This is a genomic window from uncultured Bacteroides sp. (assembly GCF_949298305.1).
In the GTDB taxonomy this organism is placed as follows: Bacteria; Bacteroidota; Bacteroidia; order Bacteroidales; family Bacteroidaceae; genus Bacteroides.
Map to the genome: position 1 here is coordinate 1 of NZ_CASFWU010000034.1, position 19,858 is coordinate 19,858.

The window sequence follows — 19,858 nt, forward strand, 5'->3', positions numbered from 1 at the left end:
TTGCAGTTCGGGCAGGTCGATGACGCTACGAGGTGGGGAAGGCATGCCTTCGGGCAGGTAGATGGCTTCGTAAAGGAAGTCTCGTAATAGGGGAGTCTCGTCCGGGCGAAGAGGGCGGATAATGATTGGTGAATTCTTCATGTCTTGTTTATCAATGAATGGTGTGGCTAAAGATAGGAAAGATTTTATGAAACCGGTGGCTGTTACAACATAAATCATTCGTTGTGTTTTATTTTTATGAGAGTGTTTGGGGAAATAAAAGTTGCAGGAGCATTTCGTTTCTGTTGCGTTTGTATTTCAATGGAGTATTACCGTCCGTTTTATCAGTCATGTTGTATGGGCTCTGTCTGTTTTTCGTTTATTTTTGCAGGACGAAAAAAGCGATAACAATGAATAAGGTAAAAAGATTATTGTGTATCTGTACTGTCGGTTTACTGCTGGTTCAGAATTTATATGCACAGACACGTGCTGAAAAAGAAATCCGTGAAAATCCCCGATTGGCAGCGGGGAAATATATGGCTTATGAGGCTCCTGACTTACCTGTCACACCGTCTCCAGAGGGGTATGTGCCGTGCTACATCAGTACATACGCGCGTCACGGTTCACGTTATCTGACGGGGAAAGATAAGTATGAACCGGCATTGGTCGTGTTGGGAGAGGCAGAGAGACAAAATGGACTGACAGCTGACGGAAAACGTACACTGGCTGTTTTGCGACAGATGGCGCAGGCTGCTGAAAACCGTTATGGAGAACTGACACCGAAAGGTGCGCGTCAGCATCGTGAGCTTGTGAGACGCATGTTTCACAATTATCCCGATATCTTTGTAGATGGTGCGCATGTGGATGCACGTTCCACGTATAAGCCCCGTGCTTTCCTGTCGATGGCAGCTGCTTGTGTGGAGTTGAAAGGGTTAAATCCCCGGCTGAATGTCACCACCGAGGCCAGCCGGCACGATGCTTATTATTTGAAATACAAGAATCCTGTTTATTCTGATAGTTGCCAGCGCAATGCCGATTCCGTTTTTGCAGAGGCAAAACAACGTTTTGTACATCCGGAACGCATCATGAAGCAGCTTTTCACGTCTGATTATCTTCCAAAAGTGAAGAACCCTGTTAAGTTGGCATGCGACCTGTTCGAATATCATGGCATCAGTCAAAGTTCGGACAATATGCCCGACCTTGCTTTCCTGTTCACCATAGATGAGCTATATGACTTCTGGCAACTGAATAATTTTGAGTGGTATTACGAGCAGGGACCTTCCCCTTTGAGCGGAGGGCAGATGCCTAACCTGGCTCGTAACCTTTTGCGTAATTTTGTGGAGGCGGCCGATACGGCATTGGCTTCCATGCAACCATGTGTCACCTTGCGTTTTGGTCATGATACCAACCTGGCTCCACTGGTGGCATTGATGCAGATAGACGGGTTCGATTACGCTACTGCCGTTTGGGATTCCATTCCTGAATATTATCAGACATATCGCATGATTCCGATGTGCGGCAATGTGCAGTTAGTTTTTTTCCGTAAGCCTGGCAGTGATGACATTTTGGTGAAGCCATTGCTTAATGAACGTGAAGTTCATCTTACCGGTGTGCCTACAGAATGCTTTCCCTTTTATCATTGGAGCGATTTACGCCGTATCTGGCTACGCCGAATCAATGCTATCTGTTTGCCGGAATTGTCGGAGGGGATGGATACGGATTGACGGGCAGTGACTCCCTGTAAATGAGTTATAGATTTGCTCTATTGCCCCATAGAAATAACCGTTTGGAGGATGATGTGCAGGCGCCTATCTTTGCAACATCATCGAGAACTAAACCTTAAGTATCACTCTAAAACTGTTATTATCATGGAAGCAAATCAAGTAAACGCAATGCCGAGAATCGGCGACCAGGCTCCGGCCTTTACCGCAAAGACTACGCAAGGTGTCATCAACTTTCCTACTGACTACAAGGGCAAGTGGAAAATCCTGTTCAGCCACCCTGCAGACTTCACACCCGTATGTACATCCGAGTTCATGACCTTCGCCACCATGGCGGCCGACTTCGAGGCGCTCAACTGCCAGTTGGTTGGTTTGTCTGTTGACGGCTTGTACAGCCACATCGCCTGGTTGCGCACCATCAAGGACAAGATTGACTACAAAGGTATGAAGAACGTGGAAGTGAAGTTCCCCCTCATTGAGGACATCACGATGGAGGTAGCCAAACTCTACGGCATGATTCAGCCGGGCGAGAGCCAGACGTCGGCCGTGCGTGCGGTGTTCTTCATCGACCCGGAAGACATAATCCGCACCATCCTTTACTACCCGCTTTCGCTGGGACGTAACTTTGACGAAATCAAGCGTGTGCTCATCGGCCTGCAGACGGCAGACAACTTCGGCGTGGCCCTGCCTGCCGACTGGCGTCCGGGCGACGAGGTGATTGTGCCCACTGCCGGTTCGTGTGGCGTTGCCAAGGCACGCATGGACGGCGAGGAAGGCGAAATGAAGTGCTACGACTGGTTCTTCTGCACCAGGCAGCTGGGCAAGGAAGAAGTGGAAAGCAAGCTGGGTATGAAGCGGTAGTCTCTACCGATGTCGTATGATGTCTGATTGGTTATAATGAGTGCAGGACGGGATGCGGGCAGGTATTGCCGCATCCCGTCTTTGTCTGTGGGTACACTCTATTGTGGCTCGCATTTTCGTTTCAGGTCTGTCACATAGCGTGCCTGCTGTTTCTTCAGGTAGGGTTTGACAAGCGGACGCATCCACCATCTTTTCACTATTACCGTTTCGCTAAAGATGACTTCGGTTCCCTTTTCTGTCTCACGGAATATACCTGTCCAATGCCCGCTGAGATTGTTGTTCTCCATATCAAATTCATAGCGCTGGTAAGGTTTCCTGGCGGTGACGGTGAATCGGGTGCCTATACCTCCGGTAGTATACTCCGTGAAACTCTTGTCATCATGTATTTCAATGCGACTGAGGTCGCTACGCCAGGTACAATCATCCAAAGATGTGACAGCCTTCCACACGGTATGAAGGTCGGCAGAAATGACGGATTGTATGGTGGAGGTTATCATATAGAGATGTTCTTATTCCACCAACCACCGCTCGATGTTCCGTGTCCGGCTGCTGAAGTTCACACCTATTTTATAGAGCGTGCGCGGGTCGGAGGCGAAGGGAGCGGCATAGTTCTTTTCATGAATCTGCGTCAATGCTTCTTCGGCGGTACCCTGGAACTTAAACTCCATGACGTAGATGTAGTCCGCTGTCTTTACCACGAGGTCAATGCGGCCTTGCGAAGTGTGGTATTCGGCATCGGTGTAGAATCCCAACAGCTTGAACACGATGAAGAGCACATTCTGGTAGTGCAGCTCCTGTTCGCGGATAAGCTCGTAGGGCGTATCGGCCAGGAAACTCTGCAGGCGGTGCATGAAGTCGTCGATGCGGGCAGTCTCCACTTCCCTTATGAAGTGGCGGATATGGAACGAAGTCGTATTACCATTCAGGTTTACATAGTTGGGCATTAGGAAATCGAGGAATCCGCGTTCTACCTCCTGGTTGGGAAAGCCCAGTTGATAAACGTTGAAACGTTGGTCATAGTCTTTTATGGTGAGATATCCGCTTTGGAAGAAAAGAGGGGTTGGGTTATTTATGGTGTTTTCCAATCCGTTCAGTTCGTCTCCGGTAGCTTCAACTCCTTGGGAGAGGTCGCTCAATCGGTAATGGTTCTGTTTGAGCAGTTTCACCAGTATCGTCGGCGTACCGGTAGAGAACCAGTAATTGTCCGGTACCATCCGGTAGAACGTGTTCAGCAGGCTGAAGGGGTTGTAGATGCCTTCGCCGTTGGCGGTGAAGTGATAGCCGTCGAATTTCTTGCGGAGGAGGGCACACGTATCGTCGTAGCTGAGCCCCTGGTGCTCGGCCAGCCTGCGGATGTCTTCCTCGAAGTTGGGCAGGAGTTCGGATTCGGCGATGCCGCACATGGTGGCATATTGCCAGTCCATGGTGATGTCGTTCAGGTTGTTCAGGTCGCTGAAGATGCTGACGCGGCTGAAGCGGGTGACGCCCGTCAGCAGGGCGAAGCGGATGTGGGCGTCGCACGATTTCAGGTTGCCGTAGAAAGCCTTCAGCAGGCTGCGGTATTCGTCCTGCAAGGCATCGTTGCCCAGGGCCTGGATGAGCGGTTTGTCGTACTCGTCGATGAGGATGGCCACGTTTTGCCCGGACTGCCCGGCCGCGCGGCGGATGACGCCTGCAAAGCGCAGTGACAGCGAGTTGCCTCCGGGGTCACGCCCGTACTGCTCCTCCCACCGGGTCAGGTAGCCGTCCAGAATGTCCTCCAGGCTCTTGCGCGAGTTATACTCCTGGCTGTTCAGGTCGATGTGCAGGACGGGGCTTGCCGTCCATTTCTTCTCCAACCGTTCCATGGCGAGTCCCTCGAAGAGGTCTTTCCGTCCCTCGAAGTAAGCTTTCAACGTAGAGATCATCAGGCTCTTGCCGAAACGGCGCGGACGGCCGAAGAAGTAATATTTGCCCGTGCTGACCAACTGGTGAAGCTGGGCGGTCTTGTCCACGTACACATATCCGCCTTTGCGGATTTCCTCGAAACTCTGTATGCCGATAGGGTATAACCTTGCCATAATCGTAAAACGTTTTGCATCATTCCTTGGCGAAGATACTGCTTTTCCGGCAGAAGCACAACACATGGGACGTTTATTCTTTCTCTTCTTCCTCTCGTGCCGGCATTTGTCGCACGATGTCTTAATAAAATACAAATCCGGGAGCCGTTGCCAACGGTAGTGTTTCTTCTCTGTTATAATCTTCGGATGAAATGCTATTTTTGCAATCAGAGTATCAGAAACAAGAATTATGGACATGAAAAACTGAAAGACAATGAAGAAAGGATTGACTTTGTTTGCAGCTCTCCTGGCACTGGTGGGCTGTAACCCGCAGAAGAAAAGCGAGGCGACGAACTCTGGGCCGAAGGCACAGAAATACCTGGTGGTCTACTATTCGCAGACGGGAGCCACGCAGCAGGTGGCACAGTTGTTTGCCCGCCTGCTGGGTGCCGATACGTTGCGCATCGAGGCAGAGCAGCCCTACGACGGCACTTACCGGGAGACCATTGAACGTTGTCAGAAGGAGATGCAGAACGGTGAACTGCCTGCGTTGAAGGCGCTGAAGGCCGTCTGGTCGGACTATGACGTGATCTTCCTCGGCTATCCCATCTGGTTCGGGACCTATGCCCTGCCGATGGCTTCGCTAGTGAAGCAGGCAGACTTTGCGGGCAAGAAGATTGTCCCCTTCTGCACCTTCGGAAGCGGTGGCCTGGGAGCCAGCATGAAGGACCTGAAACAGGCGCTTCCCAAGGCCGAGATCCTGCCCGGATACGGGGTACGCAATGCCCGCCTTGCCAAGGCGCCCGCCGAGGTGGAGCGTTTCCTCGTGGAGAACGGCTATCTGGAAGGTGAGGTGGAAAAGCTGCCGGAGTATTCGGCCCAGCAACCGGTCACTGCCGGCGAAGTGAAAATCTTTGATGCCGCCTGCGGAGACTATCAGTATCCGCTGGGTACGCCTGTAACCGTGGGCAAGCGCACTACTCCGGACGGCACCGACTATCGCTTCACCGCCAGGAGCAAGGATGCCCGCGGCAACGACATCGAGGCAACCATCTATGTGACAGCAGGCAACGGGCCGGATGCCAAGCCCGAATTTACCGAAGTGGAGCGGTGAGGCGGACTGATGGGGTATCCTGTCGGATTGAAGGTGTGCAAAGACCTTTGCCGAGGCCTGATTGCTTGACTGAATGGTAGAGGCGCAAAATTTTGCGTCTCTACAACGTACATGCGGTTTCCCGGGCCATGCTGCACATGAAGCGTCGGCCGCATGCCTGCGCAGCCTCCCGCCATGCCTTCCTGTACGGCAGTTCCTTTATTTTTCCGCCGCTTCTTGCAGGCGTTCCAGCATCTTTTTCAGGTTGGCCTCGTTCTCCTCGTCCGTCAGTGCAGGATCTTTCATGAAGCGGCGGCAAGGCAGTTCGGGGCAGCCGCCGCAGTTCTTTTTCCTTTTTTCGCGGCAGCATTGGTAGATGGGGCAGACATCGTGGCCCGTAAACCGGAGCCAGAATACCTTGCCGCGAATCTTCCGGCATCCGCTGCATGAGGCAGGGAAGTTGCCGCATTCCGTACATACGGCTCCGCAGGGCGAGGGTTCTGCAAATTCATCTTTCCACAACCACCATTTGCATTTGTCCGGGTCGGGATTTTCGGCATTGACAAAGTACGCTACGGCGCGGTACAGATAGAGCTGGCAGCGGTCTATCGGACAACCGCGCAGCCGGCATTCTTCGGCATAAAGTTCTTCTGCCCGCTTGCCGCGCAGCGAGGCGATGGTAGTGTAGCCCATGGCAATCAGGTCTTGTTCGGTCCGGGCACCTACGTTGGGGATTTGGCGGAGTTCGGTCATGATAGGGGATGATGGGAGGTTTCGGATGTGAGTCTCCTGTCATTGCGGGTATTCCATTCATCTTTTGTCATCCGCATGAAATGCTCTGTGCGGACATCGCCCAGCGGCGATACTTTTCCTGTTTCCGTGTGATGGAAGGTAAATCCGCACTTTTGCATGACGCGGCACGACTTCATGTTCCCGTCGTAATAACCACACCAGACAGTCGGTATGTTGAGTTCTTCGAAGCAACGGTGTAGTAAGCGTCGCACGGCTTCGGGAATCAGTCCCTGCCCCCAGTAAGGTACTCCTATCCAGTATCCGATTTCGGCATCGCCTTGTTCCATTGTGGCGCTGTGCATACCGTCACTGAACATGATGCCAACACTGCCAACAGGCTCACCGGTAGCCTTTAACACAACAGCGTAAGTTTCAGGAGCTGAGAAAATGGTACGGATGATTTCAAGACTGTTTCCTATTGATGTATGTGGTGTCCATCCGGCAATCGGGCCTATATCCGGATGGCAGGCATATCGGTACAGTGAAGGGGCATCGTCTTCGTTCCACGGACGGAGGACGAGGCGGGATGTTTCAAGTGTAATTGTTTTCATGGGCTATTGGATTTTCTTGTATGTTATGCTTGGGCCTTGTCTTTTCCGCTGTGTTTTCGTCAGCTCCTTCATGACCCTCCGCTTGACACAGGCGATGCTTGGGGGCTGGCCGGGAGGAAGCAACTCCAGGCACAGGAGCAGTTCGTTCACCAACTCCGGATAGGGACTGCACAGGCGGGCGGCTATCTTTATCATGTACGAGCGGCTGCTGTGGCTCATGTCCGTGTCGGCAAGGTGGGACATGCAGAAATCGAGCAGATCGGTCCGGTTCTCGGGCAGGCGGGTGAAGTCTGACAGGATGGAGAAGAACAGCCCGCGGTGCGCATGCCGCTCCGGAGACAGGGCGAAATCAATCAGCCGGTCAATCATCGGGAAGAGATAGAGGTCCTTATCCTCGCGTGACAGATGGGTGAGTATCCACGCCGCATTGTACGAGGCACGGGCGTTGCCGTTCCCCAACATCAGGGCGCATATTTCCGCAATGCCCTGCCCGTCATGGTGCAGTCCGGCGGCCAGACCGGCTACCCGGGCTCCGGAAAGCCTGTCGCCGACAAGCTGTTTCCAGCTGCTTGCCTGTGTGATGTCTGCCTTTCTGTTTTTCATGGGTGTCTGTTTCCTGCCGCATGTTTGTTTCTATTCATTTGCCCGGCTCCGCACCCGGGTAGTGGGGTGTGGCTTTGGGCGCAATCTGCATGGACGGCCGTTACGAAGGCTTCCTGCCATGATGTTTTCAGTTTCATTTGACTGTCTTTCTTTGGTTCCTGATAAGGGGAGGATATGTTCTCTTTGTCTCGGCACGGCCAGTATCGGCCGTCCATGGCACAAAAATAGGGAAAAGGAACGGATTGGCCGCCATGCGGTGGGCAATATTTGCTTCCTGACATTTTCTTTGGGGAAGCGGACTGACGGGGAAATGGTTAAAATACCTGACAAACGGGCAGGAGTCCCGGACTTAGCCCACCTCAGTCGTATACTTAGGTGCCCTCAGTCGTATACTTAGGTACCCTCAGTCGTATACTTAGACTGCCTCTGTATACGGCTGAGATGTGGATTTTGTAATCGATTGACAGACAATTGATTGCAAAGACACGCAATGAGGAATACGGGTTTAGGAGATTTCCTTACAAAAGATGCTTTCAGACCTCTTGCGTTCCGTCTCTTGCCGTCAGCTTTTGGAAGGTATCTGTTTCTGTTGTCCGGTGGGGCCGGTCGCTTTTCTGTGTCGCTTTTTTGAGCGCTTTCGGAGTCTTGAAGGGGATAAATAGTCAAATGTTTGACTTTTTAAGCGGAAAGCTTTACCTTTGCAAACCGAAAAGGATAACCCCCCAACAACGATTATGACTGAAGGAAAAGTACACATTACGTCGAGAGACTGTATCCTGCAACTGATACGCACCCGTATGGCTTCGCGACAGGCCATGCAGCGGCTGCTGAAAAGAACCAATGCCGGCATCACCTTCGAGATGCTTCAGGTGATGAGCTGCCTGTGGATTGAGCAGGGCATCAGCCAGCAGACGCTGGCCGAACGCATATCGAAGGACAAGGCCTGCCTGACCAGCCTCCTGGCCAATCTGGAACGCAAGGGCTATGTATGCCGGTGCGAGGACCCGAAAGACCGGCGGAACAAGCTGGTTTATCTGACCGGCGAGGGCGAAGCCTTCCATCAGTGGCTGGCTCCTTTCCTGACCGACTATTACAGCCGGCTGGAAGAGGCATTGGGGGCGGAGAGACTGCAACAGAGTATGCAATTGCTAAAAGACCTGCAACATGTCATCGAGAGTTATTGACCGGTTCGCCGTGGCTGCGGTGTGCCTGTTTCTGCCATTATGGACGCATGCCCAGGGCGACACCCTGCATCTCGGTCTGCAGCAGCTGTTCGACCTGTGTACGGAGCAGCATCTGCAACTGGCAGCCGACCGCCTGAAGGAGAAAATGGCAGGAGAGCGGACAAGGACGGCGCGCACAGCCCGGCTTCCGGAGGTGAACATCGGCCTTCGGGGAGGATTTCTGGGACAGCCGGTCATCTGGCAGAACGGGCTGAGCAACCCCACCTGTCCCGATTCGCCTGACTGGCAGCAGAACTATGCCATCGACTTCACGCAACCTATTTACGAGGGGGGACGGATACGGTATGCCATCCGCAAGGCCGATCTGGAGCAGGAAATTGCCCGCTTGCAGACGGATACGGACCGGGCTGACATCAAACTGGCATTGTTGGAAAAATACCTGAACCTGTTCAGTCTCTACAAGCAATACCTGGTGTTGAACCGGAACATCGAAGAATCTGAACGGCGGTTGAAGGACATCCGCCGCCTGAAAGCCGAAGGCATCATTACGAACAACGACGTGCTGCGCAGTGAGATGCAGCTGACCAACGACCGCCTGTCCGAGAACGAGACGGAGAACAACATCCGGATTGTGTCGCAGCAGCTGGACATCCTGCTGGGCCTGGACGAGCGCCTGCTGCTTGTGCCGGACACAACCCTGCTCAGTCAGGACTGCCCCATCACCGGATATGCCGATTACATAGACCGTGCCGTGCGCTCTGATCCCGCCTTGCTCCTGCTCCGGAAGCAGACGGAACTGGCGCTGAACAGCATCCGGCTGACACGGGCCGACCAGCTGCCCCGCCTCTCGCTGACGGCTTCCAATACGCTGGCCCGCCCCGTGTCGCGCACGATGGCCGACCTGTATAACAACAGCTGGAACATCGGACTCTCGTTCTCTTACCCGCTTTCGTCGCTCTACACCAACCGTCACCGGATGAGGGAAGCCCGGCAGAACGTGGAGCTGATGAAGAACGCCGAGGAGCAGAAACGGCAGCGCATCCGCATGGACGTGCAGGCCGCCTTGCTGAAACACCGCGAAGCCTCCAGCCGGGTAGAGGCGCTGAAACTGTCCGTGAGGCAGGCGGAGGAAAACTACCGCATCATGCGCAACCGTTATATGAACCAGCTGGCCATCCTGACCGACCTGCTCGATGCCGACAACCTGCGGCTCAATGCCGAACTGCAGCTGACGACCGCGCGTCCCCGGGTGATATATACCTATTATCAGTTGCAGCGGGCCGTCGGTGCATTGTAAGGCGGAACCGATGAAATACAAACGTTAAACTACCCTATACACATTATGTCTGTACATCAACGGAAATACAACCGACTGAAACGGCGGAAACGTCGTAACATCATCCTCAACATTGTGTGCATCCTCATTGCCGATTCGGGGCTGGCCTGGACGGCCCATTACTTCTGGAGGTATGTCAACTATGAGATTACGAACGATGCCTTCGTGGACCAGTACATCGCTCCGGTGAATGTGCGTGTGGCAGGCTATATACAGGAGGTGCGTTTCCGCGAGCATCAGTACGTGAATGCCGGCGATACGCTTGTCGTGCTGGACAACCGCGAGTACCTCATCCGGCAGAAGGAGGCCCATGCCGCCCTGCTCGACGCCCGTGGCTCCCGCGACGTGCTGGCTTCGGGCATCCGCACTTCGCACACCCGCATTGCCGAACAGGATGCCAACCTGGCCGAGGCGCAGGCCAATCTGTGGCAGGCCGAACAGGACTTCCACCGCTATGAACGGCTGCTGAAGGAAGAGTCCGTCCCCGAACAGCAGTACGATCAGGCCAAAGCCGCTTTCGACGCTGCCCGTGCCCGCTACGAGGCCCTGCTGCGGCAGAAGGAGGCCGCCCGCTCGCAATATGAGGAGGCCAACAAAAAACAGGTGGGTATAGAGGCCGGCATCCTGCGTGCCGAGGCCGCACTCGACCTGGCGAACCTGAACCTGTCCTACACCGTGGTGACCGCCCCTTACAGCGGCTACATGGGGCGCCGTACGCTGGAACCCGGTCAATACGTCAGTGCCGGACAGACACTTTCGTACATCGTCCGCCAGTCCGGAAAATGGATTACGGCCAACTACCGGGAGACACAGATTTCCAACATCTACATCGGCCAGCCGGTGCGCATCCGGGTGGACGGACTGCCGGGAAAGATACTCCACGGGCATGTGACTGCCATCTCCGAGGCCACAGGTTCCAAGTATTCGCTGGTGCCTACGGACAACTCGGCAGGCAACTTCGTGAAGGTGCAGCAGCGCATACCCGTCCGCATCGACCTGGACGATGTGGACGATGAAAGCATGAGCCAGTTGCGTGCCGGCATGATGGTGGTCACCGAAGCGTTGAGGAAGAAATGAAGACGGCCCGCGAACTCGACATACCGGCCCGCTCCTGGGTGCCCGACCCGCTGGCCATAGCCACGGTCTTTCTGGTGATGCTCCCCATCGCCATGCTGAACGGCACCTATACGGGCAGCATGGTGGAGGTGTCAAACACCCTGGGGGTCTATACGGAGGACATCACCATCGGCTATTATGCCGCCTCGGCAGGCATGGCCGTGTCCTATCCCATAGTCCCCAAGATATTGAACACCTTCTCCGGCAAATCCCTGCTGCTGGTCAACCTCACCCTTCAGTTTTTCCTCAGCTGGTTCTGTGCGCGGCAGAGCCACATCGGTTTCCTGATAACAGCCAGTTTTTTCATCGGCTTCCTGAAGGGCTTCCTCATGCTCTGGATTATCCGCCGCATCAAGTTCATCTTCAGTCCGAAGGATGTCCGAAGCGAGTTCTATGCCTATTTTTATCCGCTGGTGTTCGGCGGAGGGCAGCTTTCGATGGTCATCACGGCCCTGCTTGCCTACCACTACGACTGGAAGTACATGTACTACTTCATGATGTTCCTGCTGCTCATAGCCATTCTGGCTGTCATCCTTTTCTTCCGTCACGACCGGCCTTCGCGTCCCATTCCCTGGAACGAACTGCATCCCCGCGAGATGCTGATTATCGCTACGGGCATCCTGATGCTGATTTACGTCATCACGTACGGTAAGACACTCGACTGGATGGCATCCACACGCATCTGCGTCTTCATTGTCATTGCCCCGCTGCTCATTGCCCTCTTCCTGTGGGAGCAGTTCCATTCGACCCAGCCCTTCGTGAGCCTGAAGCCGCTGTTCCAGTGGAAAGCCATCGTGGGCTATTTCTACATGATGCTGGTGATGTTTTTCAGTACCTCCACCAGTCTGCTCACCAGCTATCTGACCACCATTCTGCGTGTGGACAACACGCACAGCTATACGCTCTACATCTGGTTGCTGCCGGGCTATGTGGTAGGGGCTTTCATCTGTTTCTGGTGGTTCAGGTGGCAACGGTGGCGCTTCCGTTTCCTCATTGCCGGCGGCATGGGGTGTTTTGCTCTCTTCTTCGGCATCCTTTATTTCGGCGTGTCGCCGGACAGTACCTACGAGATGCTCTACCTTCCCATGTTTCTTCGTGGCCTGGGCATGCTGACGCTTATCATTGCCTTTGCGTTGTTTGCGGTGGAAGACCTTCCTCCGAAGTATCTGCTCTCCAATGCCTTTTTTCTCATCACCTTCCGTTCGGTACTGACTCCGGTCTGTGCGTCGGCCTTTTACAGCAACATGCTCTACCGCCTGCAGCAGAAGTATGTGGTGGAACTCTCCGAGACCTTTACGGCTGTCGACCCGTTGGCCTCCTCGCGTTGGCAGTCCACGCTGGACAGCAGCCTGGCGCAGGGACATGGCATTGATGAGGCCACACAACTGGCCACCAACACGCTCAACGGCATTCTTCAGCAGCAGGGCACCTTGCTGGCGTTGAAGCACATCCTGGGCTGGCTCTTTGTGGTGACCCTGATAATTGCCGTCGTTTCCCGCTTCATCCCGTTCCACAAGACGGTACGGGTACCGGTCATTCACACAGGCGAGGATATGGTGTGACGTTTCGCCTTGCGCCCGAAAGGGAGGAGAAAAAACAGGCACCCGCCTTTGTCCTTACCGGGATTTGTCCGGACAAAGGCGGGTGCCGTTTTAATACCGCGGGCGGTCTGTCATTTCTGTCGGTGGCAGACCGTGCCTGTGGCCTGATAGGTAGGCATCACCAGCACTTCGGCTATCTGCACGTGGGCAGGGGCCGAGGCGGCATAGTAGACTACGTCGGCAATGTCGTCGCCCGTCAGCGGACGGATGCCTTCGTACACGTTGTCGGCTTTCTGCCGGTCGCCGCGGAAGCGGATGACGGAGAAATTGGTCTCCACCATGCCGGGCTTGATGTTAGTCACGCGCAGCGGGGTGTCCACCAGGTCGATGCGCAGTCCGTCGGACAGGGCCTTGACGGCAGCCTTCGTGGCGCAGTAGACGCTGCCTCCGGCGTAGGCCGCGTCGCCCGCTATGGAGCCGATGTTGATGATGTGTCCGTGTCCGCGCTCCGCCATGCCGGGCACTATCATGCGCGTCATGGCCAGCAGGGCCTTGATGTTGGTGTCTATCACCACGTCCCATTCGTCCAGCGAGCCCTCATGTTCCTTGTCCATGCCGATGACCAGTCCGGCGTTGTTCACCAGCACGTCGATGTTCTTCCACTGTCCTTCGAGGGAGTCCACGGCCCGGCGCATGGCCTGGCGGTCGCGCACGTCGAAGGGCAGAGTCAGTACCTCCACGCCCTTTGCCGTGAGTTCCCGCTTCAGGGCCTCCAGCTTTTCGGTGTTCCGTCCGTTCAGTATCAGGTGGCTTCCCATGGCCGCAAACTTGCGGGCACATCCTTCACCGATGCCGCTTGTGGCTCCGGTGATAAAAATCAGTTTTCCTTTCATGGTTCTATGTATTGATTCGCATTTCATTCGGTACTGTTTTCTCTGAATCTTTCCAGAATCTTGTTTCCTCGGGGCATGTCTCCTTCCCTGACCATCACCTGCACTTGCTGGGCCGATACGATGATGGGGCCGTAGCCGTTGCGGAGGCTGTTGGCCAGGAAGCAGTCGATGCCTTCGTCCTTCAGGATGCTTTCCAGCAGTTGGCATTCCCAAAGTTCGCCGCGGTAGAGTTCTACAATTCGGTCTGTTTTCATATTCGTTTGTCTGGATTAGAAACGTTCGTCGTTGAACCGCTCGTTGGCGGGTTCATCCGTTTTTTCCTTCTTCAGCTTGGCCCCGCAATATTTGCAGTAGACGGCCTCGAAGTCGTGTCCGTCCCGGTTGCAGCGCGGACACTTGCGCTTCTCCTGCTTCTTGTGCTCGCTGACCATGGTGGCCGACACGATGCCCGTGGGCACGGCGATGATGGTGTAACCGATGAGCATGATAATGGCCGAGAACAGACGGCCTACGGGGGTGACGGGGGTAATGTCGCCATAACCCACGGTGGTCATGGTGACAATGGCCCAGTAGATGCTGTTGGGGATGTTGTTGAAGCTGGAGCCTTCCTGCGAACCCTCTATCATGTACATCACCGTTCCCATGGAGATGACCAGTATCAGCACGAAGAAGAAAAATATCAGAATCTTGGGCGCGCTGATCCACAGCGAACGCAGAAGCAGGTTGCCTTCGTTGATGAAGGTGAACAGTTTGAAGATGCGGAAGATGCGGATCAGTCGGAAGGCACGGATGACCAGCATGTAGTGCGACCCGTGGAGGAAGAAGCTCAGGTAGACGGGCAGCGTGGCCAGCAGGTCGACGATGCCGAAGAAACTGAAGATGTACTTGCGCGGCTGCTTCAGGCAGTAGATGCGTGCCAGGTATTCGACGGTAAAGAAAAGGGTCAGCAGGTATTCCAGCACCCTCAGTACCAGATAGGCGGAGTGGGGGAAGATGTGCATGCTTTCCAGTATCACCAGCAGCACGCTGAGCAGGATGCTGGCTATGAGCACGATATCGAACATCTTGCCTTTCGGCGTGTCCGACTCGAACACGATGGAATAAATCTTCTGCTTCAGTTCGTCATCGTGCAGGAAACGGTGCCATCGTTGGCGTAGGTTGGAAAAGAATCTCATAAACTCCTGTTACTTGCTGATTGTGGGGCAAAGTTAGCAATTAACGGCTTGGTTGGTATCGATGCAGGCACATAAAATTCACTGCGGGCGCTCTTTGTCGGGTCGGGAAGGCACTTCGCTTTGGGTTTCATTGCTTGAAACTCTTAGGTTCTCAGCCTGAAACTCCTGGGTTCTCAGCCTGAAACTCTCGGGTTCGCAGCCTGAAACAGTAGACGGCAGGACAACAAAATAGCGGGCTGTCCGCTTGTTGTCCGGACAGCCCGCTGAGAGTAGGGTTAGCAATGGATGATTAGAGTTCGATGACCAGCGATTCGCGTGGCGCCATCTTCAGGTCTTCGCCGAAGCTGATGGTGCGTCCGCTGAGGATGTCCTTGCCCTGTTTCGTGTCCTTCAGGATTTCCCGGTAGAACTTCAGGGGGACAGTGGTTTCGCCGTCCGTACCGTTCAGCATCACGAATACCGTCTTGCCTTCATACTGGCGGGCGTAGGCATAGACTCCGTTCTGCACCATGAACTGCGTCATGCTGCCTTTGGCAATGACGTCGTTGCCCTTGCGCCAGTTCAGGATGGTCTTGTAGAAGTTGTAGCATTCGTTTTGCAGTTCGGTGCGTCCTTCTGCCGTGAAGGCATTCTGTTTGTCGCCTGCCCATCCGCCGGGGAAGTCGCAACGCACGTATCCGTCGCTCTTGCCTTTGGTGCCGTTCATCATGATTTCCGTGCCGTAGTACAGCTGCGGGATGCGTCGTGTGGTGAGCAGAAGCGTAGTGGCCTGCTTCAGCATGGGCAGGTTCTGTCCTTCGCCCAGGAAGCGGTCGGTGTCGTGGTTCTCGATGAAGGCCAGCACACTGGCGGGGTTGGGGTAGAGGAAGTCGTAGACAAAGTTATTGTACACGCGGTCCAGTCCCTTGAACCAGGTTTCGGTCTGTTCGTTCTTGGCAATGTTGATTTTGTCAAAGAAACTGAAGTCCATCACCGTCTTCAGGTTGCTGTTCTTCGGGGCGGACAACTTGGAGTCTTTCTGCCACCAGGCGGTGTAGGCAGGTTCGGTCACCCACGTCTCGCCCACGGTGTTGTAGTTGGGGTATTCTTCGTTCAGTTCCTTCATCCACTGGCTCATGCCGTCGTAGTCGGCGTAAGGATAGGTGTCCATGCGGATGCCGTCGATGCCGGCATATTCTATCCACCAGAAGCTGTTTTGGATGAGGTATCTCAGCACGTGCGGGTTCTTCTGGTTGAGGTCGGGCATAGAGGGAACGAACCATCCGTCGTTCATTTGGTCGAAGTCATATTTCGAGGTGTAGGGGTCCACGTGTGGGGTCAGCTTGAAGGAAGTCTGCACGAAGTTGTTCTGGTGGTCGGGGTTGTTGAACCAGTCTTTGGAGGGCATGTCCTTAATCCAGACATGGTCCACGCCGCAGTGGTTGAAAATCATGTCCATCACAATCTTGATGCCGCGCTGGTGGGCCTGTTCTATCAGTTGGCGGTATTCTTCGTTGGTGCCGAAGCGGGGGTCTACCTTGTAATAGTCTGTGGTGGCATAGCCGTGGTAGCTGCCGCCCTGCATGTTGTTCTCCAGTACGGGGGTGAACCACAGGGCCGTCACTCCCAAGTCGGTAAAGTAGTCCAGATGTTGCCCGATGCCGGCCAGGTCGCCTCCGTGGCGGGCGTTGGGGTCGTTGCGGTCCACCTTGGCGTCCAGCATGCCTTCCACCTGGTCGTTGTCGGGGTTGCCGTTGGCAAAGCGGTCGGGCATCAGCAGGTAGAGGGCGTCCGAGGCATCGAAGCCTTTGCGCTCGCATCCTTCCATGGCGCGCGCCTTCAGTTCATAATCCTTCACGGCTTTCTTCTTGCCTTGGATAAAGGTCAGGGGTACTTTGCCGGGCTGTACGTCCTTGTCCAGTTTCAGGTAGACCAGCAGGTAATTATTACTTTCCAGTTTTACGGTGCTGCTCAGTGACACGCCGGGATAGTCCACCGTCACACGGGAGTCGCCGATGCCTTCGCCGTAGACCATCAGCTGCAATTCGGGGTTCTGCATGCCTGCATACCAGAAAGGTGGGTCGATTTTGTCGATGTGGGGCGAGGCGTAGGTGCTGAGCGACAGCAGTACGCCTCCGAGGAGAGAAAATACTTTCTTTTTCATGATAGTAATTTTACGGTTATTCTTCTAGGGAGCTAATATAAGACAATTGGCGGAGATACGTGTAGTCTCTCCGCCAATCTTGTCCGAATATATTATGCAAACGTTTGCTTTTCTTCTCTTCCGTCATTTCCCTTCTGTCTTTCCTTGGAAGAAGTCGTCCACTTTCTTTCTTTTGCGCAGGTCTTCCAGCCAGGCCTCGGCGGCGTTGTAGCGGTTGTTCTCGTTGAGGAGGATGTCGCCGTCTTCGGTCATTTCCTGCGCCTGTTTCTCGCTTCCTTGGGGGCGGGTCTTGAGGTAGGCTTCCAGGTATTTCTCTGTGGCATCCAGGTCCTTCAGGTGGTAGTAGGAGGTGAATGCCGCCTTGTAGAGGAGGTGATGGGCTTGCGGGGCATATTTGTACTGTTGCATCAGTGCCTGTATTTGTTTGCGGGGTTCGGCGGCTTCCCGGCAGCAGTCGGCCAGGCCGCCATAAAGCCTTGCCACGACGCTGTCTTTCGGAAATGCCAGGCGGATGGCATCCTCCAGATACTCCACGCCTTTGTCCTTCCAAAGCGTTTTGGAGCATGCCTTTCCCAGGTAGTAGAGCAGGTCGATGTGTTCGGGAGCCTGTTTGCGGGCTGCTTCCAGCAGGTCGTGGGCTTCGTAGGGCTGGTTCAAGGCATAGTGGCTGATGCCGGCATAGTAGCAGTTGTAGAACGAACTGTCTCCTTGTGCCAGCAGGGGAAGGTAGCGTTCCAGAGCCTTGGCATATTCTTTGTTCAGGCAGTAGGCCTGTGCCTCCAGCCGGTTGACGGTGAGGTTGGTCGTGTCCGTTTTCCGATAGGTTTCGCAAGTCTCGATGGCATAGTCGTAGTAGTTGTTTTGGATGTACAGGCTGGCCAGTTTGGAGGCGGCGGGAGCGTCGTCTGGGTAGCGGACGTGTATCTCCATATAGGCACCGATTCGGATGTTGGGGTCTGTGTAAAGCCCTTCCAGGCTTTGGGCTTTCAGGTGGAGCACGGTGGCCGAGCTGTCCTCTTTGGCCAGGGCGGTACTTTCGCCCAGTGCCTCCTGATACTTTTGCAGGTTCAATAACTGGCCGATGTATTGGAGGCGGGCATACTTGTGGTCGGGCTTCAAATCCAAAGCCCGCTGGTAGCAATGCAGGGCTGGGGTGTACTTGCCTTGCATCTTGTAGCACTCGCCGGCTTCGATGAAGGCCCGTGGGTTGAGCGAGTCCTGTACGGTCAGCAGTCTGAACACATCCAGTGCCTCACCGTTTCTTCCCAGTCCTTTCAATGCCCTTCCTTTCAGGTAGAGCAGGGGGACAGTCAGCGAATCTTCTTGTGCAAGGAGAGTCAGTGCATTTTCGTAGTCGTAGTTGGACATGGCTTCCTGGATGGATTGGGGGTGTTGTGCTTTCGCCCATGGAGCTAAGACGGCCAGCAGCAGACAGATGATGGACTTTTTCATGGCTTAAATCTTTTCCTTTTATCTGTAATCGGCTGCAAGATAATAAATATAAAACTATTACGATAATGTCGTAGATATATATTGCGATAAATTAACGTTTCGTAAATGCAGGATGACACGGCATAAAAAAAAGAAGGTGCACCGCAAGGATGCACCTTCTTGAACTATTAGGGTTAGCAGGTTGCCCGAGTCGCCCCGGACAACGAGGGTTAAATGAGGAAGCCTAACAATACACCGGCAGCAACAGCCGAACCGATCACACCGGCCACATTCGGACCCATGGCGTGCATCAGCAGGTAGTTGGTCGGATCGTATTCCAAACCTACATTCTGAGAGATACGGGCCGACATCGGTACGGCAGATACACCGGCGTTACCGATAAGCGGATTAATCTTGTTACCCTTTCTCAAGAAGAGGTTGAAGAACTTCACGAACAATACACCCGATGCGCTGGCGATGACGAATGCACAGAATCCCAAGAAGAAGATACCGATGGTACTCCAGGTCAGGAACTCTGAAGCCTGTGTAGAGGCACCTACGGTCACACCCAGCAGGATGGTGATGGTGTCGGTCAGCGGTCCGCTGGCTGTTTCGGCCAGACGGCGGGTCACACCACTTTCTTTGAGCAGGTTACCGAAGAACAGCATACCCAGCAGGGGCAGACCGGACGGTACCAGGAAGCAGGTGAGCAACAGACCGATGATGGGGAACATAATCTTCTCCGTATGCGAAACGACACGTGCCGGTTTCATGCGGATGAGCTTTTCCTTCTTCGTGGTCAGTGCACGCATGATGGGCGGCTGGATGATGGGCACCAGTGCCATGTACGAGTAGGCCGAAACCGCGATGGCGCCCATCAGGTTGGGAGCCAGCTTGGACGACAGGAAGATGGCGGTAGGACCGTCGGCACCACCGATGATGGCAATACCGGCAGCCTGGTTGGGCTCAAAGCCGATGGCCAGGGCAATCATGTAGGCACCGAAAATACCGAACTGGGCGGCAGCGCCCACCAGCATCAGCTTCGGGTTGGAAATCAGGGCGGAGAAGTCGGTCATGGCACCGATGCCGAGGAATACCAACGGCGGATACCAGCCGGTCTTCACACCCTGGTACAGGATGTTGAGAACAGAACCTTCTTCGTAGATACCTACTTCAAGTCCTGCGTCAATCTTGAAAGGAATGTTTCCAATCAGAATACCGAATCCGATCGGAATCAGCAGCATCGGCTCAAAGTTCCTCTTGATGGCAAGGTACAAGAAGAACAGACCTACCAAAATCATGATGAGGTGGCCGGACGTTGCGTTGGCAAATCCGGTGTACTCCCAGAAGTCGGCCAGGTTGTCGCCTATGAATGATAAAAAGCTAACTTCTTCCATACA

The 19,858-nt window shown here is 54.4% G+C and carries 18 protein-coding genes; 7 read left to right on the plus strand and 11 right to left on the minus strand.

Annotation, left to right across the window (positions count from 1 at the left end):
- The first annotated feature begins 389 nt into the window (after positions 1–389).
- Complete coding sequence (locus tag Q1Y74_RS06370; protein WP_300813042.1) at positions 390–1,703, plus strand: histidine-type phosphatase; 1,314 nt, start codon at positions 390–392, stop codon at positions 1,701–1,703.
- A gap of 144 nt (positions 1,704–1,847) precedes the next feature.
- Positions 1,848–2,561: a peroxiredoxin gene (locus Q1Y74_RS06375; protein ID WP_300813043.1), complete on the plus strand. Its 714-nt coding sequence runs from the start codon at positions 1,848–1,850 to the stop codon at positions 2,559–2,561.
- A 98-nt stretch (positions 2,562–2,659) separates the two neighbouring features.
- Here the strand turns inward: Q1Y74_RS06375 and Q1Y74_RS06380 are convergent, their stop codons facing one another.
- A complete protein-coding gene (locus Q1Y74_RS06380) occupies positions 2,660–3,058 on the minus strand; it encodes an SRPBCC family protein (RefSeq protein ID WP_300813045.1) in 399 nt (132 codons plus the stop codon).
- 12 nt (positions 3,059–3,070) lie between these two features.
- Positions 3,071–4,621 carry an ATP-binding protein gene (locus Q1Y74_RS06385; protein WP_300813046.1) on the minus strand — a complete coding sequence of 517 codons (1,551 nt, stop codon included), beginning with the start codon at positions 4,619–4,621 and terminating at the stop codon, positions 3,071–3,073.
- 253 nt (positions 4,622–4,874) lie between these two features.
- Between Q1Y74_RS06385 and Q1Y74_RS06390 the strand changes: the two genes are divergently transcribed.
- Entirely contained in the window at positions 4,875–5,714 is an 840-nt protein-coding gene (locus Q1Y74_RS06390; protein ID WP_300813048.1) for a flavodoxin, read from the plus strand.
- A gap of 198 nt (positions 5,715–5,912) precedes the next feature.
- Here the strand turns inward: Q1Y74_RS06390 and Q1Y74_RS06395 are convergent, their stop codons facing one another.
- From Q1Y74_RS06395 to Q1Y74_RS06405, 3 genes are read right to left on the minus strand one after another with little or no spacing between them, the layout of a single operon-like run.
- Positions 5,913–6,446 carry a helix-hairpin-helix domain-containing protein gene (locus Q1Y74_RS06395; protein WP_300813050.1) on the minus strand — a complete coding sequence of 178 codons (534 nt, stop codon included), beginning with the start codon at positions 6,444–6,446 and terminating at the stop codon, positions 5,913–5,915.
- A complete protein-coding gene (locus tag Q1Y74_RS06400; protein ID WP_300813080.1) occupies positions 6,443–7,027 on the minus strand; it encodes a GNAT family N-acetyltransferase in 585 nt (194 codons plus the stop codon). The genes Q1Y74_RS06395 and Q1Y74_RS06400 overlap by 4 nt, the downstream gene beginning before the upstream one ends.
- 12 nt (positions 7,028–7,039) lie before the next feature.
- Positions 7,040–7,639 carry a hypothetical protein gene (locus tag Q1Y74_RS06405; RefSeq protein WP_300813052.1) on the minus strand — a complete coding sequence of 200 codons (600 nt, stop codon included), beginning with the start codon at positions 7,637–7,639 and terminating at the stop codon, positions 7,040–7,042.
- 734 nt (positions 7,640–8,373) lie between these two features.
- Between Q1Y74_RS06405 and Q1Y74_RS06410 the strand changes: the two genes are divergently transcribed.
- From Q1Y74_RS06410 to Q1Y74_RS06425, 4 genes are read left to right on the plus strand one after another with little or no spacing between them, the layout of a single operon-like run.
- Positions 8,374–8,823, plus strand: a complete 450-nt coding sequence (locus Q1Y74_RS06410; RefSeq protein WP_300813054.1) for a MarR family transcriptional regulator — start codon at positions 8,374–8,376, stop codon at positions 8,821–8,823.
- A complete protein-coding gene (locus Q1Y74_RS06415; protein WP_300813056.1) occupies positions 8,804–10,120 on the plus strand; it encodes a TolC family protein in 1,317 nt (438 codons plus the stop codon). Before Q1Y74_RS06410 ends, Q1Y74_RS06415 begins: the two co-directional genes overlap by 20 nt.
- 45 nt (positions 10,121–10,165) lie before the next feature.
- Positions 10,166–11,236 (plus strand): HlyD family secretion protein, encoded by a 1,071-nt coding sequence (locus Q1Y74_RS06420; RefSeq protein WP_300813058.1) that lies wholly within the window; start codon positions 10,166–10,168, stop codon positions 11,234–11,236.
- Positions 11,233–12,837 (plus strand): MFS transporter, encoded by a 1,605-nt coding sequence (locus Q1Y74_RS06425; RefSeq protein ID WP_300813060.1) that lies wholly within the window; start codon positions 11,233–11,235, stop codon positions 12,835–12,837. The genes Q1Y74_RS06420 and Q1Y74_RS06425 overlap by 4 nt, the downstream gene beginning before the upstream one ends.
- Positions 12,838–12,947: 110 nt before the next feature.
- Here the strand turns inward: Q1Y74_RS06425 and Q1Y74_RS06430 are convergent, their stop codons facing one another.
- From Q1Y74_RS06430 to Q1Y74_RS06455, 6 genes are all read right to left on the minus strand, one after another.
- Positions 12,948–13,709: an SDR family NAD(P)-dependent oxidoreductase gene (locus tag Q1Y74_RS06430; RefSeq protein WP_300813061.1), complete on the minus strand. Its 762-nt coding sequence runs from the start codon at positions 13,707–13,709 to the stop codon at positions 12,948–12,950.
- 23 nt (positions 13,710–13,732) lie between these two features.
- Positions 13,733–13,963 (minus strand): DUF2007 domain-containing protein, encoded by a 231-nt coding sequence (locus Q1Y74_RS06435; RefSeq protein ID WP_300813062.1) that lies wholly within the window; start codon positions 13,961–13,963, stop codon positions 13,733–13,735.
- A 15-nt stretch (positions 13,964–13,978) separates the two neighbouring features.
- Positions 13,979–14,884: an ion transporter gene (locus tag Q1Y74_RS06440; RefSeq protein WP_300813064.1), complete on the minus strand. Its 906-nt coding sequence runs from the start codon at positions 14,882–14,884 to the stop codon at positions 13,979–13,981.
- Positions 14,885–15,173: 289 nt separating this feature from the next.
- Positions 15,174–17,027, minus strand: coding sequence for a glycoside hydrolase family 13 protein (locus tag Q1Y74_RS06445; RefSeq protein ID WP_300813067.1), 1,854 nt, complete (start codon positions 17,025–17,027; stop codon positions 15,174–15,176).
- A gap of 123 nt (positions 17,028–17,150) precedes the next feature.
- On the minus strand, positions 17,151–18,479 hold the full coding sequence (locus tag Q1Y74_RS06450) for a tetratricopeptide repeat protein (RefSeq protein ID WP_300813069.1): 1,329 nt from the start codon (positions 18,477–18,479) through the stop codon (positions 17,151–17,153).
- Positions 18,480–18,688: 209 nt separating this feature from the next.
- Complete coding sequence (locus tag Q1Y74_RS06455) at positions 18,689–19,855, minus strand: sodium ion-translocating decarboxylase subunit beta (RefSeq protein WP_300813070.1); 1,167 nt, start codon at positions 19,853–19,855, stop codon at positions 18,689–18,691.
- Between the last annotated feature and the right edge of the window lie 3 nt (positions 19,856–19,858).

Bases quoted from the DNA above. Each gene is read 5' to 3' on its own strand.
- Q1Y74_RS06370 (WP_300813042.1), top strand. From the start codon at position 390: ATGAATAAGGTAAAAAGATTATTGTGTATCTGTACTGTCGGTTTACTG.
- Q1Y74_RS06375 (WP_300813043.1), top strand. From the start codon at position 1,848: ATGGAAGCAAATCAAGTAAACGCAATGCCGAGAATCGGCGACCAGGCT.
- Q1Y74_RS06380 (WP_300813045.1), bottom strand. From the start codon at position 3,058: ATGATAACCTCCACCATACAATCCGTCATTTCTGCCGACCTTCATACC.
- Q1Y74_RS06385 (WP_300813046.1), bottom strand. From the start codon at position 4,621: ATGGCAAGGTTATACCCTATCGGCATACAGAGTTTCGAGGAAATCCGC.
- Q1Y74_RS06390 (WP_300813048.1), top strand. From the start codon at position 4,875: ATGAAGAAAGGATTGACTTTGTTTGCAGCTCTCCTGGCACTGGTGGGC.
- Q1Y74_RS06395 (WP_300813050.1), bottom strand. From the start codon at position 6,446: ATGACCGAACTCCGCCAAATCCCCAACGTAGGTGCCCGGACCGAACAA.
- Q1Y74_RS06405 (WP_300813052.1), bottom strand. From the start codon at position 7,639: ATGAAAAACAGAAAGGCAGACATCACACAGGCAAGCAGCTGGAAACAG.
- Q1Y74_RS06410 (WP_300813054.1), top strand. From the start codon at position 8,374: ATGACTGAAGGAAAAGTACACATTACGTCGAGAGACTGTATCCTGCAA.
- Q1Y74_RS06415 (WP_300813056.1), top strand. From the start codon at position 8,804: ATGTCATCGAGAGTTATTGACCGGTTCGCCGTGGCTGCGGTGTGCCTG.
- Q1Y74_RS06420 (WP_300813058.1), top strand. From the start codon at position 10,166: ATGTCTGTACATCAACGGAAATACAACCGACTGAAACGGCGGAAACGT.
- Q1Y74_RS06425 (WP_300813060.1), top strand. From the start codon at position 11,233: ATGAAGACGGCCCGCGAACTCGACATACCGGCCCGCTCCTGGGTGCCC.
- Q1Y74_RS06430 (WP_300813061.1), bottom strand. From the start codon at position 13,709: ATGAAAGGAAAACTGATTTTTATCACCGGAGCCACAAGCGGCATCGGT.
- Q1Y74_RS06435 (WP_300813062.1), bottom strand. From the start codon at position 13,963: ATGAAAACAGACCGAATTGTAGAACTCTACCGCGGCGAACTTTGGGAA.
- Q1Y74_RS06440 (WP_300813064.1), bottom strand. From the start codon at position 14,884: ATGAGATTCTTTTCCAACCTACGCCAACGATGGCACCGTTTCCTGCAC.
- Q1Y74_RS06445 (WP_300813067.1), bottom strand. From the start codon at position 17,027: ATGAAAAAGAAAGTATTTTCTCTCCTCGGAGGCGTACTGCTGTCGCTC.
- Q1Y74_RS06450 (WP_300813069.1), bottom strand. From the start codon at position 18,479: ATGAAAAAGTCCATCATCTGTCTGCTGCTGGCCGTCTTAGCTCCATGG.
- Q1Y74_RS06455 (WP_300813070.1), bottom strand. From the start codon at position 19,855: ATGGAAGAAGTTAGCTTTTTATCATTCATAGGCGACAACCTGGCCGAC.